The organism is Shigella sp. SIG3 (genome assembly GCF_053555855.1).
The window spans coordinates 37788-53214 of record NZ_JBQZXE010000014.1; the positions used below are offsets into that span (position 1 = coordinate 37788).

The 15427-nt window shown below is 50.2% G+C and carries 14 protein-coding genes and 1 other RNA gene; 10 read left to right on the plus strand and 5 right to left on the minus strand.

Features of this window, described 5'->3' with window-relative positions:
• Positions 1-138: 138 nt before the first annotated feature.
• On the minus strand, positions 139-516 hold the full coding sequence (locus ACUU1I_RS05095) for a DUF454 family protein (protein ID WP_001188905.1): 378 nt from the start codon (positions 514-516) through the stop codon (positions 139-141).
• Between the two features lie 69 nt (positions 517-585).
• Between ACUU1I_RS05095 and priC the strand changes: the two genes are divergently transcribed.
• On the plus strand, positions 586-1113 hold the full coding sequence (gene priC, locus ACUU1I_RS05100; protein WP_000844872.1) for a primosomal replication protein N'': 528 nt from the start codon (positions 586-588) through the stop codon (positions 1111-1113).
• Between the two features lie 13 nt (positions 1114-1126).
• Entirely contained in the window at positions 1127-1288 is a 162-nt protein-coding gene (gene rsmS, locus ACUU1I_RS05105) for a pleiotropic regulatory protein RsmS (RefSeq protein ID WP_000051152.1), read from the plus strand.
• Positions 1289-1499: 211 nt separating this feature from the next.
• Here rsmS and mscK read toward each other — a convergent pair whose 3' ends face one another.
• Complete coding sequence (gene mscK / locus ACUU1I_RS05110) at positions 1500-4862, minus strand: mechanosensitive channel MscK (protein ID WP_000177726.1); 3363 nt, start codon at positions 4860-4862, stop codon at positions 1500-1502.
• Between the two features lie 127 nt (positions 4863-4989).
• Entirely contained in the window at positions 4990-5637 is a 648-nt protein-coding gene (gene acrR / locus ACUU1I_RS05115) for a multidrug efflux transporter transcriptional repressor AcrR (protein WP_000101737.1), read from the minus strand.
• A gap of 141 nt (positions 5638-5778) precedes the next feature.
• Between acrR and acrA the strand changes: the two genes are divergently transcribed.
• From acrA to pdeB, 7 genes are all read left to right on the plus strand, one after another.
• A complete protein-coding gene (gene acrA / locus ACUU1I_RS05120) occupies positions 5779-6972 on the plus strand; it encodes a multidrug efflux RND transporter periplasmic adaptor subunit AcrA (protein ID WP_024260158.1) in 1194 nt (397 codons plus the stop codon).
• A gap of 22 nt (positions 6973-6994) precedes the next feature.
• Positions 6995-10144: an efflux RND transporter permease AcrB gene (gene acrB / locus ACUU1I_RS05125; RefSeq protein ID WP_001132472.1), complete on the plus strand. Its 3150-nt coding sequence runs from the start codon at positions 6995-6997 to the stop codon at positions 10142-10144.
• 545 nt (positions 10145-10689) lie between these two features.
• Entirely contained in the window at positions 10690-11064 is a 375-nt protein-coding gene (gene tomB / locus ACUU1I_RS05130; RefSeq protein ID WP_000344797.1) for an Hha toxicity modulator TomB, read from the plus strand.
• Positions 11065-11089: 25 nt separating this feature from the next.
• Positions 11090-11308, plus strand: coding sequence for an HHA domain-containing protein (locus tag ACUU1I_RS05135; RefSeq protein ID WP_001291435.1), 219 nt, complete (start codon positions 11090-11092; stop codon positions 11306-11308).
• A 171-nt stretch (positions 11309-11479) separates the two neighbouring features.
• Complete coding sequence (gene maa, locus ACUU1I_RS05140) at positions 11480-12031, plus strand: maltose O-acetyltransferase (RefSeq protein WP_000102569.1); 552 nt, start codon at positions 11480-11482, stop codon at positions 12029-12031.
• A gap of 115 nt (positions 12032-12146) precedes the next feature.
• A complete protein-coding gene (locus ACUU1I_RS05145) occupies positions 12147-12617 on the plus strand; it encodes a YlaC family protein (protein ID WP_000136192.1) in 471 nt (156 codons plus the stop codon).
• A gap of 163 nt (positions 12618-12780) precedes the next feature.
• The gene (gene pdeB / locus ACUU1I_RS05150) at positions 12781-14331 is read left to right on the plus strand and encodes a cyclic-guanylate-specific phosphodiesterase PdeB (protein WP_152030563.1); all 1551 of its coding nucleotides are present in this window, start codon (positions 12781-12783) and stop codon (positions 14329-14331) included.
• Positions 14332-14372: 41 nt separating this feature from the next.
• Here the strand turns inward: pdeB and ACUU1I_RS05155 are convergent, their stop codons facing one another.
• Positions 14373-14726 (minus strand): DUF1428 domain-containing protein, encoded by a 354-nt coding sequence (locus ACUU1I_RS05155; RefSeq protein ID WP_000878140.1) that lies wholly within the window; start codon positions 14724-14726, stop codon positions 14373-14375.
• Positions 14727-14845: 119 nt separating this feature from the next.
• Positions 14846-14942: signal recognition particle sRNA small type (gene ffs / locus ACUU1I_RS05160), an RNA gene on the minus strand.
• A 162-nt stretch (positions 14943-15104) separates the two neighbouring features.
• Here ffs and ACUU1I_RS05165 point away from each other — a divergent pair.
• A complete protein-coding gene (locus ACUU1I_RS05165) occupies positions 15105-15416 on the plus strand; it encodes an MGMT family protein (RefSeq protein ID WP_000409911.1) in 312 nt (103 codons plus the stop codon).
• Positions 15417-15427 lie beyond the last annotated feature (11 nt).

Here is a 15427-nt window from a genome sequence, read left to right on the forward strand (position 1 = left end):
TTGTTACGGTGGTACTCACGGCGCGTTTTAAACGTATCAAAAGTAACCGTTGTTTAACCTTTGACCGCCTGCGCCTGTGCTCGAAAACGCCAGAATGTACTGGCTGTACGCAATAATTGCAACTGCGATTGTTGTGCTTCAGTGCTTTTCTTGCTTTTCATCAATCACCGGAATTCGCCACATATAGAAAAGCAAACAGGCGAGAATTACCAGCAACATGATGCGCACCCATGGCATCTGGACGAACCACAGAGAAATGGCAAACGTGAGCAAAATAAGCAAAATCGCCCGCGGTTTGACGCCGCGCGGCATCGCATGATGTTTCTGCCAGAAACGTAGATAGCTGCCAAACCATGAGCGGTACAGCAACCAGGCGTGAAAGCGCGGGGAAGAACGGGCAAAGCACCAGGCCGCCAGCAGGATAAACGGCGTCGTCGGTAATACCGGTAATACCACGCCCAGCGTACCCAGCACTACCGCCAGCCAGCCAATGATGATTAAAATGATTCGTTGCATATTGAGTGTTGTCAGCTTACAGAGTGGCTACTTTAGCATAACAATTATCATTTTCATTGAGGTCTTATCGTGAAAACCGCCCTGCTGCTGGAAAAACTGGAAGGACAGCTCGCTACGCTGCGTCAGCGTTGTGCCCCGGTGTCACAGTTCGCCACGCTAAGTGCTCGTTTCGACAGGCATCTTTTTCAGACTCGTGCGACAACACTACAGGCTTGTCTCGACGAGGCGGGCGATAATCTGGCTGCGCTTCGTCATGCAGTTGAGCAGCAACAGCTGCCGCAAGTGGCCTGGCTGGCGGAACATCTGGCGGCACAACTGGAAGCCATCGCGCGTGAAGCCGCCGCCTGGTCATTGCGCGAGTGGGACAGTGCGCCACCGAAAATTGCCCGCTGGCAGCGTAAACGTATTCAGCATCAGGATTTTGAGCGGCGGCTACGTGAGATGGTTGCCGAACGCAGAGCCCGCCTGGCGCGGGTGACCGATCTCGTGGAACAGCAAACGCTGCATCGTGAAGTGGAAGCCTATGAAGCGCGCCTGGCACGCTGCCGCCATGCGCTGGAAAAAATCGAAAACAGGCTAGCGCGCTTAACCCGCTAGCAATGGAAAGAGTATGTCACTTGAAAATGCCCCTGACGATGTCAAACTGGCTGTCGATTTGATTGTGCTGCTGGAGGAAAATCAGATCCCTGCCAGTACCGTGCTGCGCGCGCTGGATATTGTAAAGCGTGATTATGAAAAGAAATTAACGCACGATGATGAGGCGGAAAAGTGAGAAATAAATGGGGCCGCTAAATGTCCCCTAAGATTGCGGGCAAACGCAAAACTGCCTGATGCGCTACGCTTATCAGGCCTACACCGCTCCTGCAATATATTGAATTCTTGCGGTTTCGTAGGCCGGATAAGGCGGTCACGCCGCATCCGGCATGAACAACGCGCACTTTGTCAGTAATCTCGGGGCAACTAAATGTCGCCCCCTTTGGTTATTACCCAACCGCTGGTGTCGGATCGTCGCCTTTGTAGTCGCGTTTTACTTCCGTCACCTCATCGCCCTTCTCGTTGTGCAGATGCACTTCAAGCTGGTTAAAGGCAATGTTGATGTCGTTTTCACGGCACAGCTGATCGATAGTACGGTTCAGCTCATCGACAGTACGGCTACGGTCACGCAGTTCACGCACATACAGACGCAGCTCATGATCCAACGTGCTGGCACCAAATGCCGTAAAGAAGACTTCCGGCATTGGTTCGTGCATCACCCTTGGGTGCTCAGTCGCCGCCTTCAGTAACACTTTACGCACTTTTTCCAGATCGGAGCCATAGGCCACGCCGAGACGGATCACCAGACGCGTAGTAGTGTCAGTCAACGACCAGTTGATCAGACGCTCGGTAACAAACGCTTTGTTCGGGATGATCACTTCTTTGCGATCGAAATCGGTAATCGTTGTCGCACGAATACGGATCTTACTTACCGTCCCCGAGAAGCTACCAATGGTTACCGTATCGCCAATACGCACCGGACGTTCGAACAGAATGATCAAACCGGAGACGAAGTTACCGAAAATTTCTTGTAAACCAAAACCAAGACCTACGGATAATGCTGCGGCCAGCCACTGGAGTTTATCCCAAGAGACGCCCAGCGATCCGAACACCGTCATCGCACCAACGGCAATAATGATGTAGTTAAGGATGGTAGTAATGGCATACGACGCGCCCTGGCGCATATTCAGTCGCGAGAGCACCAGCACTTCCAGTAAACCAGGCAGGTTGCGAATCAACGCCCAGGCCACCATTGAGGCGATAATCGCAAACAACAGACTGCCCATGGTGACGTTTTTCACCACCGCAGCGCCAGCTTCAGTGCCGTTGTAATGCCAGAGCGTGATGCTGTCGAGATAGCTGAACACGGTGATCAAATCGGACCAAATTGCCCAGAACATGACACCGAACAGCGCAAACATCAGCAACATGGTAATACGCAGCGTCTGCTGGTTAACTTGCTCCAGTGCAATGGTGGGTTCTTCCGGCGGTTCGGCACCTTCTGCGCCCTCTTTCACCAGATTCTGCCGACGCGCCAGCGCACGACGCCAGGCGATACGCCGCGCCGCTACGCTTAAGCCGCGCAATACCGTCTGGTAGAGCAAGTTCCAGATGATCACCAGATAAACGGTTTCAATCCAACGCCCGGAGAGGCGCAGCGTGGTGTAGAAATAACCCGTGGCAGTCAGCACCATCAATGCAATCGGGATAATCGACAGCACGGTAATAGTGACTAGTCGCATGGTGTGCGACTCTTTATCACGCCAGCTTTCGCGGCACATTGGCCATACCAGGAAGGCAATCAGCAGCAGGTTGAAGAAAATCATCGCCTGCCCCAGCACATCATCCATCAGATGCAGCGGGGAAAGTTCTGCCACCACAGACCAGAAATGGATAGGCAGCAACGCGAGACTGATGCGGACAATTTGCCGACGCCAGTGGCTGGTCTGCTGCTCCGGCATGCCGAAGTGACGCACGGCAACGCCATTTTTCTCCAGTACCTTCCAGCACAGGCCAAACACCAGCCAGAAAATCGCCAGTTTTTTACTGAACGACCATAGCAGTTCGCTGATATTGAGCTGCATGGTCAACAGAATCAGGCCAACCGCGAGAATAATCAGGCACACCGGCAGCGCGCGGATCAGGTCGATAAGGATCGCTTTTGGTGTGTTGAGCTGGCTATCGTTACGCAGGGAACCCACAGCGGAAGCCAGTTTCTGTTGATACGCTTTCAGCCAGCCCAGACGCCAGTGGATCAGCCCGGCAATCAACAGCAGCGGCAAACCGGCGAGGAAAGCGATAAAAACGGCAGGCCAGGCTTTTTCCCAGTTCACCGTGATTTTCATCGACTTAAATTCATCTTTCAGGCTTTGCGGGAACGCTTTGATCCAGTCCCAGTCCATTGGACGGTTACTGTTCACCCAAAAGATTTGCTGAGTCAGGATGGATTTCAGGTTTTTCGATACGCTCATTAACTGCTGCTGGTTGATTTGCAGGTTAATGGCCATCATCAGCTGGTTACCCAACTGTTTGTTGAGTTGATCCAGCAATTCGCGACGCATATCAACCACTTGCAATAACGCATCGTGAACTTCGCTGTTGACTTCGTTGGTGTGACCTTCTTCCAGTTTGTTGACGAACGCATCGCTCTGGAAGAGTGCATCACGCTGCTGGTTAACTTCAAACTGTTCGAGACGCAAATCCGCGATGCGGTTGGTCATGTTTTCCAGTTCATCCGCCGAGGGCAGCGTTTGTTGTTGCTGGTAAAGGATACGAGACAACAGCAGGCTGCCCTTCAGGACGGCAATCTGCTCTTTAATATTGCGTTCCGATTGCAGCGCCCGCTCCAGCCAGTTTTTGACTTTAATGTTTTGCTGCATCAACTGATTACCGTTTTCAGTCGCGGTAATCAGACGCTGACTTAACTGCTGGTTAATTTCCAGTTCCTGTTTCACCAGCGGATTAGCCTGAATACGCGCGGCTTCATCCGGGGAGACGGCTTCCTGCGCCGTTTTTTCAGTTAAAGTCAGGCGCTTGCTGTTTACCGCTTCTTGCAACAGCTGCAACTGATGCTCCAGACGGGCGCTGTTCGCCGTCACGTAATCACGTTGCTTTTGCAAGGTATCCTGCAAGACGGTGTTCCCTTCCAGGCTTTTACGCTGCTGGTCAATCTCCGCATTCAGCAACGCCTGCTGAGCCTGCATTAACACTTTCTGGCTGGGACGTAAGGCAGTCTCGCCGACATCAGTCCCATCCAGACGACTGCGAATTTGTTGCAGCTGCTGCGAAGCGTTATACATCGCATTTTGCACGCGTTCGGGCTGCGTCTGTAACGAAACCAGCTGGCTGTTATAAGACGCCAGATCGTTTTGTGCGTTTTGCAAATCGTCCAGCGCCTGGGCAACGCGAGTTTCCAGCTGGCGCAACGAAAGCGTACTCAGAATTTTGCGCGTTTCTTCGTCGTTATCGACATCGCTAAGTGCTGTTAACGCCGCGGTCGCCTGGCGCATTTTTTCCGGCGCTTCAGCGACTTTTTGCCGTAGCTGAACTGTCTCTTCTTTTATGCGATCGATTTTATCGAGGGTGGCTAATGTATCTGTCAGATCCTGCTGCACCAGTTTGTCCTGAGCAGAAAGATCTTTTTGTTTATTTAGTGAGTCAAGTTGCGCCTGCAGGTCCGCTTTTGTCGGCAGATCACCATTCGATGACGCCCGCGCAAACGCCGTGTTCTGGCATAACAAGACAAAAACAAAAGCAATAAATGCTGAAAAAACAAAATGCCGTGATCGTTTGTAATACTGGAACATAGTCATGATGAATGAAGGTTTCTGAACCTGAAGAACGACCTGAAAAAGTCAAACCGCAAGAATATCACGACGCAGTGAACCAGAATAGCAACGACGAAAATGTCCAGGAAAAATCCTGGAGTCAGATTCAGGGTTATTCGTTAGTAGCAGGATTACGAAGCGTGGGGCACAGGAGATACATCTCCAGTAAGATGGCGACGTAATCGCGGGCTTCTTTTTTAAGATCAAAAGATTGCGGGGCAAAGAGCCAGTTTTCCATCAGGCCGGAAATATAGCCGCGCATAATAATTGCTGCCCGACGCGTCATTAAATCCGCAGGCAACATTTTCGCTTCAATACAATGTTTTAACGTTTGTTCTATACGGTCATAACTTTCCAGACAGAGATTACGTTGTGCCTGTTGCACAACAGCCATTTCTCCGACAAATTCGCATTTGTGGAATATAATCTCCATCAATAATCGACGTCGTTCTTCTGTCACCGTGGATTCAAGAACATGAATTAATATCTCTCTTAATACTGAGAGTGGATCGCCAGGGAATTTTGCCTGATACTCAAGCTCTAGTTCACCAATATTGGATTCTGACAGTTCCCAGATCTCACTGAACAAATCCGACTTGTCTTTAAAATGCCAGTAGATTGCACCGCGCGTAACGCCAGCTGCTTTTGCAATCTCGCCCAGCGAGGTGGATGATACCCCCTGCTGTGAGAAAAGACGTAGAGCCACATCGAGGATGTGTTGGCGCGTTTCTTGCGCTTCTTGTTTGGTTTTTCGTGCCATATGTTCGTGAATTTACAGGCGTTAGATTTACATACATTTGTGAATGTATGTACCATAGCACGACGATAATATAAACGCAGCAATGGGTTTATTAACTTTTGACCATTGACCAATTTGAAATCGGACACTCGAGGTTTACATATGAACAAAAACAGAGGGTTTACGCCTCTGGCGGTCGTTCTGATGCTCTCAGGCAGCTTAGCCCTAACAGGATGTGACGACAAACAGGCCCAACAAGGTGGCCAGCAGATGCCCGCCGTTGGCGTAGTAACAGTCAAAACTGAACCTCTGCAGATCACAACCGAGCTTCCGGGTCGCACCAGTGCCTACCGGATCGCAGAAGTTCGTCCTCAAGTTAGCGGGATTATCCTGAAGCGTAATTTCAAAGAAGGTAGCGACATCGAAGCTGGTGTCTCTCTCTATCAGATTGATCCTGCGACCTATCAGGCGACATACGACAGTGCGAAAGGTGATCTGGCGAAAGCCCAGGCTGCAGCCAATATCGCGCAATTGACGGTGAATCGTTATCAGAAACTGCTCGGTACTCAGTACATCAGTAAGCAAGGGTACGATCAGGCTCTGGCTGATGCGCAACAGGCGAATGCTGCGGTAACTGCGGCGAAAGCTGCCGTTGAAACTGCGCGGATCAATCTGGCTTACACCAAAGTCACCTCTCCGATTAGCGGTCGCATTGGTAAGTCGAACGTGACGGAAGGCGCATTGGTACAGAACGGTCAGGCGACTGCGCTGGCAACCGTGCAGCAACTTGATCCGATCTACGTTGATGTGACCCAGTCCAGCAACGACTTCCTGCGCCTGAAACAGGAACTGGCGAATGGCACGCTGAAACAAGAGAACGGCAAAGCCAAAGTGTCGCTGATCACCAGTGACGGCATTAAGTTCCCGCAGGACGGTACGCTGGAATTCTCTGACGTTACCGTTGATCAGACCACTGGGTCTATCACCCTACGCGCTATCTTCCCGAACCCGGATCACACTCTGCTGCCGGGTATGTTCGTGCGCGCACGTCTGGAAGAAGGGCTTAATCCAAACGCTATTTTAGTCCCGCAACAGGGCGTAACCCGTACGCCGCGTGGTGATGCCACCGTACTGGTAGTTGGCGCGGATGACAAAGTGGAAACCCGTCCGATCGTTGCAAGCCAGGCTATTGGCGATAAGTGGCTGGTGACAGAAGGTCTGAAAGCAGGCGATCGCGTAGTAATAAGTGGGCTGCAGAAAGTGCGTCCTGGTGTCCAGGTAAAAGCACAAGAAGTTACCGCTGATAATAACCAGCAAGCCGCAAGCGGTGCTCAGCCTGAACAGTCCAAGTCTTAACTTAAACAGGAGCCGTTAAGACATGCCTAATTTCTTTATCGATCGCCCGATTTTTGCGTGGGTGATCGCCATTATCATCATGTTGGCAGGGGGGCTGGCGATCCTCAAACTGCCGGTGGCACAATATCCTACGATTGCACCGCCGGCAGTAACGATCTCCGCCTCCTACCCCGGCGCTGATGCGAAAACAGTGCAGGACACGGTGACACAGGTTATCGAACAGAATATGAACGGTATCGATAACCTGATGTACATGTCCTCTAACAGTGACTCCACGGGTACCGTGCAGATCACCCTGACCTTTGAGTCTGGTACTGATGCGGATATCGCGCAGGTTCAGGTGCAGAACAAACTGCAGCTGGCGATGCCGTTGCTGCCGCAAGAAGTTCAGCAGCAAGGGGTGAGCGTTGAGAAATCATCCAGCAGCTTCCTGATGGTTGTCGGCGTTATCAACACCGATGGCACCATGACGCAGGAGGATATCTCTGACTACGTAGCGGCGAATATGAAAGATGCCATCAGCCGTACGTCGGGCGTGGGTGATGTTCAGTTGTTCGGTTCACAGTACGCGATGCGTATCTGGATGAACCCGAATGAGCTGAACAAATTCCAGCTAACGCCGGTTGATGTCATTACCGCCATCAAAGCGCAGAACGCCCAGGTTGCGGCGGGTCAGCTCGGTGGTACGCCGCCGGTGAAAGGCCAACAGCTTAACGCCTCTATTATTGCTCAGACGCGTCTGACCTCTACTGAAGAGTTCGGCAAAATCCTGCTGAAAGTGAATCAGGATGGTTCCCGCGTACTGCTGCGTGATGTGGCGAAGATTGAGCTGGGTGGTGAGAACTACGACATCATCGCAGAGTTTAACGGCCAACCGGCTTCCGGTCTGGGGATCAAGCTGGCGACCGGTGCAAACGCGCTGGATACCGCTGCGGCAATCCGTGCTGAACTGGCGAAGATGGAACCGTTCTTCCCGTCGGGTCTGAAAATTGTTTACCCGTACGACACCACGCCGTTCGTGAAAATCTCTATTCACGAAGTGGTTAAAACGCTGGTCGAAGCGATCATCCTCGTGTTCCTGGTTATGTATCTGTTCCTGCAGAACTTCCGCGCGACGTTGATTCCGACCATTGCCGTACCGGTGGTATTGCTCGGGACCTTTGCCGTCCTTGCCGCCTTTGGCTTCTCGATAAACACGCTAACAATGTTCGGGATGGTGCTCGCCATCGGCTTGTTGGTGGATGACGCTATCGTTGTGGTAGAAAACGTGGAGCGTGTTATGGCGGAAGAAGGTTTGCCGCCAAAAGAAGCTACCCGTAAGTCGATGGGGCAGATTCAGGGCGCTCTGGTCGGTATCGCGATGGTACTGTCGGCGGTATTCGTACCGATGGCCTTCTTTGGCGGTTCTACTGGTGCTATCTATCGTCAGTTCTCTATTACCATTGTTTCAGCAATGGCGCTGTCGGTACTGGTAGCGTTGATCCTGACTCCGGCTCTTTGTGCCACCATGCTGAAACCGATTGCCAAAGGCGATCACGGGGAAGGTAAAAAAGGCTTCTTCGGCTGGTTTAACCGCATGTTCGAGAAGAGCACGCACCACTACACCGACAGCGTAGGCGGTATTCTGCGCAGTACGGGGCGTTACCTAGTGCTGTATCTGATCATCGTGGTCGGCATGGCCTATCTGTTCGTGCGTCTGCCAAGCTCCTTCTTGCCAGATGAGGACCAGGGCGTATTTATGACCATGGTTCAGCTGCCAGCAGGTGCAACGCAGGAACGTACGCAGAAAGTGCTCAATGAGGTAACGCATTACTATCTGACCAAAGAAAAAAACAACGTTGAGTCGGTGTTCGCCGTTAACGGCTTCGGCTTTGCGGGACGTGGTCAGAATACCGGTATTGCGTTCGTTTCCTTGAAGGACTGGGCCGATCGTCCGGGCGAAGAAAACAAAGTTGAAGCGATTACCATGCGTGCAACACGCGCTTTCTCGCAAATCAAAGATGCGATGGTTTTCGCCTTTAACCTGCCCGCAATCGTGGAACTGGGTACTGCAACCGGCTTTGACTTTGAGCTGATTGACCAGGCTGGCCTTGGTCACGAAAAACTGACTCAGGCGCGTAACCAGCTGCTTGCAGAAGCAGCGAAGCACCCTGATATGCTGACCAGCGTACGTCCAAACGGTCTGGAAGATACCCCGCAGTTTAAGATTGATATCGACCAGGAAAAAGCGCAGGCGCTGGGTGTTTCTATCAACGACATTAACACCACTCTGGGCGCTGCATGGGGCGGTAGCTATGTGAACGACTTTATCGACCGCGGTCGTGTGAAGAAAGTTTACGTCATGTCAGAAGCGAAATACCGTATGCTGCCGGATGATATCGGCGACTGGTATGTTCGTGCTGCTGATGGTCAGATGGTGCCATTCTCGGCGTTCTCCTCTTCTCGTTGGGAGTACGGTTCGCCGCGTCTGGAACGTTACAACGGCCTGCCATCCATGGAAATCTTAGGCCAGGCGGCACCGGGTAAAAGTACCGGTGAAGCAATGGAGCTGATGGAACAACTGGCGAGCAAACTGCCTACCGGTGTTGGCTATGACTGGACGGGGATGTCCTATCAGGAACGTCTCTCCGGCAACCAGGCACCTTCACTGTACGCGGTTTCGTTGATTGTCGTATTCCTGTGTCTGGCGGCGCTGTACGAGAGCTGGTCGACTCCGTTCTCCGTTATGCTGGTCGTTCCGCTGGGGGTTATCGGTGCGTTGCTGGCTGCCACCTTCCGTGGCCTGACCAATGACGTTTACTTCCAAGTAGGACTGCTCACAACCATTGGGTTGTCGGCGAAGAACGCGATACTTATCGTCGAATTCGCCAAAGACTTGATGGATAAAGAAGGTAAAGGTCTGATTGAAGCGACGCTTGATGCGGTGCGGATGCGTTTACGTCCGATCCTGATGACCTCGCTGGCGTTTATCCTCGGCGTTATGCCGCTGGTTATCAGTACTGGTGCTGGTTCCGGCGCGCAGAACGCAGTAGGTACCGGTGTAATGGGCGGGATGGTGACCGCAACGGTACTGGCAATCTTCTTCGTTCCGGTATTCTTTGTGGTGGTTCGCCGCCGCTTTAGCCGCAAGAATGAAGATATCGAGCACAGCCATACTGTCGATCATCATTGATACAACATGTAATCACTAAGGCCGCGTAAGCGGCCTTTTTTATGCATAACCTACGAACATTAAGGAGTAATTGAACCACCAACTCAGGATCTCATACGAAAACCAGTATTAACCACGTATAAAATTCATAAAAAATACTGATTGTTAGTTAATTTATATTAAGTAGCGCTAATAGATTTAATAATCCATAATCATTTAGAGGCTATTCTTAATTATTTGCGGTAATTCTTTATTCATTCCTCGGTTATTACGTCATATTCAGAGCAATCCTGGTATTAGTGTCACCAATTTCATCTGGCGATAATCCTGAAATGTTATGAACAGTTCGAGCAAACTGCTTTTACCTGCTGCGGGTTAGTGCTAGTATGAAAAAGTGAGTCCTGTCCCGATTCCTTCCTAATTGTAATGTTTCGTAATAATGCGATGAAAACCTGCAAAGAGTGGCTTATAGTTAAGCTAACAAACGAGAGGGCAAGTCTAGGTCAGTAAGTTTTTTCCATCCCGAAAGGTGTCCGTTAGTTCAACCACTAAGAAGGGGACGCGTTATGGATGAATACTCACCCAAAAGACATGATATCGCACAGCTTAAGTTTCTCTGTGAAACCCTGTATCATGACTGTCTTGCAAACCTTGAAGAAAGCAATCATGGCTGGGTTAACGACCCAACCTCGGCGATCAACCTCCAGTTGAATGAACTGATTGAGCATATTGCGACCTTCGCACTTAATTACAAAATTAAGTATAATGAAGACAATAAGCTCATTGAGCAGATCGACGAATATCTGGATGACACCTTTATGTTGTTCAGCAGTTATGGTATTAATATGCAGGCTCTTCAGAAATGGCGGAAGTCAGGTAATCGACTATTCCGTTGTTTTGTCAATGCGACGAAAGAGAATCCTGCGAGTTTATCTTGTTAGAATTATTACAACCATGGGTAGAAGTATGTCCGAAAAACCTTTAACAAAAACCGATTATTTAATGCGTTTACGTCGTTGCCAGACAATTGACACGCTGGAGCGTGTTATCGAGAAAAATAAATACGAATTATCAGATAATGAACTGGCGGTATTTTACTCAGCCGCAGATCACCGCCTCGCCGAATTGACCATGAATAAACTGTACGACAAGATCCCTTCCTCAGTATGGAAATTTATTCGCTAATAAATAATTCGCTTTCGGAGCTATAACCGGCTGTTTATTAAGAATTTTATACTTTTTCGCCATGAAGACATACCCTATGTGATCTTTATCACACAGATGTAATGAGAACGTTCTCTTCACTGACTTTTCGTCTTACTGTGTTGCCGCATTTTCAGCAACCGGAGGTCAGTAATGAGCACAGAAAAAGAAAAGATGATTGCTGGTGAGTTGTATCGCTCGGCAGATGAGACGTTATCTCGCGATCGCCTGCGCGCTCGTCAGCTTATTCACCGATACAATCATTCCCTAGCGGAAGAGCACACATTACGCCAGCAAATTCTCGCTGATTTATTCGGTCAGGTGACAGAGGCTTATATTGAGCCAACGTTTCGCTGTGATTATGGCTATAACATTTTTCTCGGCAATAATTTTTTCGCCAACTTCGATTGCGTGATGCTTGATGTCTGCCCTATTCGCATCGGTGATAACTGTATGTTGGCACCAGGCGTTCATATCTACACGGCAACACATCCCATCGACCCTGTAGCACGTAATAGCGGTGCTGAACTGGGGAAACCCGTCACCATCGGTAATAACGTCTGGATTGGCGGACGCGCGGTCATTAACCCTGGTGTGACCATTGGTGATAACGTCGTGGTAGCTTCAGGTGCAGTTGTCACAAAAGGTGTCCCGGACAACGTTGTCGTGGGCGGTAATCCAGCCAGAATAATTAAAAAATTGTAATCGGTTTTTCGCAACTGTTATGCAAAATTGTGGTAGATCTGTTACTTCCCCTCTACTATTCCCACGTTAAAATAGGGTGTTCCCTGGAAAGTTGCAGATACCACGAAGGCAAACGATGACCGAAATACAACGCCTGCTGACCGAAACGATTGAGTCTCTGAATACCCGCGAAAAACGCGACAACAAACCCCGCTTTAGTATCAGTTTTATCCGTAAACATCCGGGGCTGTTTATCGGTATGTACGTTGCTTTTTTTGCCACCCTGGCGGTGATGTTGCAGTCCGAAACGCTGTCAGGCTCTGTCTGGCTACTGGTTGTATTATTTATCCTGCTTAATGGTTTCTTCTTTTTCGATGTCTACCCACGCTACCGCTATGAAGATATCGACGTGCTGGATTTCCGCGTTTGCTATAACGGCGAATGGTACAACACGCGCTTTGTACCTGCCGCGCTGGTTGAAGCCATCTTGAACTCTCCGCGTGTCGCGGATGTTCATAAGGAACAACTGCAAAAAATGATCGTCCGTAAAGGTGAACTGTCTTTTTACGATATTTTTACCCTCGCTCGCGCCGAATCAACATCTTAAGTTAGGGTTACATACCAGGCGTAAAGCTCTGCGCCTGGTCAAATGACAATGATCGTTTCCACCCATCACTTCATGAAATACCAGCTCTACCTCCTTATCTCCTGCCAGCCTTTTTCCACAATCAGATATACTTTCCCTACACTGTGTTAATAAGGATATGCTGGTGAGAACACGACATCTGGTCGGCCTTATTTCGGGAGTACTGATTCTTTCAGTATTGCTGCCTGTCGGCTTAAGCATCTGGCTGGCCCATCAGCAGGTAGAAACATCGTTTATTGAAGAGCTGGATACCTATTCCTCCCGCGTCGCTATTCGAGCCAATAAGGTGGCGACACAAGGGAAAGATGCGCTGCAGGAGCTGGAAAGATGGCAAGGCGCTGCCTGTAGCGAAGCCCATCTCATGGAAATGCGTCGGGTATCTTACAGTTATCGCTATATTCAGGAAGTGGTTTATATCGATAACAACGTTCCCCAGTGTTCGTCTCTGGAGCATGAAAGTCCGCCCGATACCTTTCCCGAGCCAGGTAAAATTTCGAAAGATGGTTATCGTGTCTGGTTAACATCGCATAACGATTTAGGCATTATCCGTTACATGGTCGCCATGGGAACGGCACATTATGTCGTCATGATCGACCCCGCTTCCTTTATTGATGTCATTCCCTATAGCTCATGGCAAATTGATGCCGCCATTATTGGCAATGCCCATAACGTTGTCATAACCAGCAGCGATGAAATTGCTCAGGGAATTATTACCAGGCTACAAAAAACACCCGGTGAGCATATCGAAAATAATGGGATCATTTACGATATCCTGCCCTTCCCGGAGATGAATATTTCGATCATCACCTGGGCTTCAACGAAAATGTTGCAGAAAGGCTGGCATCGGCAAGTCTTTATTTGGTTACCGCTCGGGTTGGTGATTGGCCTGCTGGCAGCGATGTTTGTGCTGCGTATTTTGCGCCGTATCCAGTCACCGCATCATCGGCTGCAGGATGCTATCGAAAATCGTGATATTTGCGTGCACTATCAGCCGATTGTCTCCTTAGCCAATGGCAAAATTGTCGGTGCTGAGGCACTGGCGCGCTGGCCGCAGACAGACGGTAGTTGGTTGTCACCAGATAGTTTTATTCCGCTGGCACAGCAAACGGGCCTTTCTGAGCCATTGACGCTACTGATTATAAGAAGCGTCTTTGAAGATATGGGCGACTGCTTGCGTCAGCATCCACAGCAGCATATTTCGATCAATCTTGAATCCACCGTGCTCACCTCGGAAAAAATCCCGCAATTGCTGCGTGAAATGATCAATCACTATCAGGTTAATCCCAGACAGATCGCGCTTGAACTCACTGAACGCGAGTTTGCCGATCCGAAAACCAGCGCCCCGATAATTTCTCGCTACCGGGAGGCGGGCCATGAAATTTATCTTGATGATTTTGGTACGGGGTATTCAAGTTTAAGTTATTTACAGGATCTGGATGTCGACATTCTGAAGATCGATAAATCTTTCGTTGATGCGCTGGAATATAAAAATGTCACGCCGCATATCATCGAAATGGCAAAAACACTGAAACTGAAAATGGTAGCGGAGGGAATCGAAACCAGTAAACAAGAAGAGTGGCTACACCAGCATGGCGTGCACTACGGTCAGGGCTGGCTCTACAGCAAGGCATTACCGAAAGAAGATTTCTTACGCTGGGCCGAGCAACATTTGTGAATTTTTGGGCTGACGGCACGCCGCACAGCCCGTCACGCTACCTATTCGTCGATGATTGACTCGAATCCGCCATAGATCATTCGCTTGCCGTCAAACGGCATGGACTCGCCGAACTCTTTCATCCGTGGGTCCGACATCATCTTTTGATTAGCTGCGTCGCGGACCTCTTTTGAAGGGTATTCAATCCAGCTAAAGACAACCTCTTCATTCTCTTCCGCTTTCACCGCCATACGAAAATCGGTCACTTTGCCATCCGGTACATCGCTGGCCCAGCATTCGACAATACGAAGCGCGCCAAACTCTTTAAACAATGGCGCGGCCTTAGCGGCCATTTCCCGATAGGCATCCTTTTTATCGGCAGGAACGGCAACCACAAAACCATCAACATACTTCATCAGACATACCTCCGAAGCGTACTGCGCAGCCAGACAATTCTTGCGACGTCAGTTGTGGTTAAAGTTTAGCCATGCTGGGATTTTTTGACGAAACGGTGGGAGGCAGAAATGGGTGGGGGCCCTGCCAGCTACATCCCGGCACACGCGTCATCTGCCTTGGCTGCTTCCTTCCGGACCTGACCTGGTAAACAGAGTAGCGTTGCGGGAGAACCAACAGAGCCCCCATTGAGAGCGTTGAAAACCAACGCGCAGGCGCATTATCACTGCTGCCCCGGCTAATTGCAACCCATTGCGTGCCAGATGCTGGTTTCTTGCGCAATGCGACTTCACTCGGGCGTTTTTCCAGATTATGCTGAAAAATTACCTCAGGAAGAAAAGATGGAAAAAGAAGATTCATTTCCCCAACGCGTCTGGCAAATCGTCGCCGCTATTCCCGAAGGCTATGTCACCACTTACGGTGATGTGGCGAAACTGGCGGGATCGCCCCGCGCCGCGCGCCAGGTGGGCGGTGTGTTAAAGCGTCTCCCTGAAGGCAGCACCTTACCCTGGCACCGGGTGGTTAATCGCCATGGCACAATTTCGCTAACCGGGCCGGATTTACAGCGTCAGCGACAGGCATTACTGGCAGAAGGTGTGATGGTATCGGGAAGCGGGCAAATCGACTTGCAGCGTTATCGCTGGAACTACTAACCCTCTCCGGG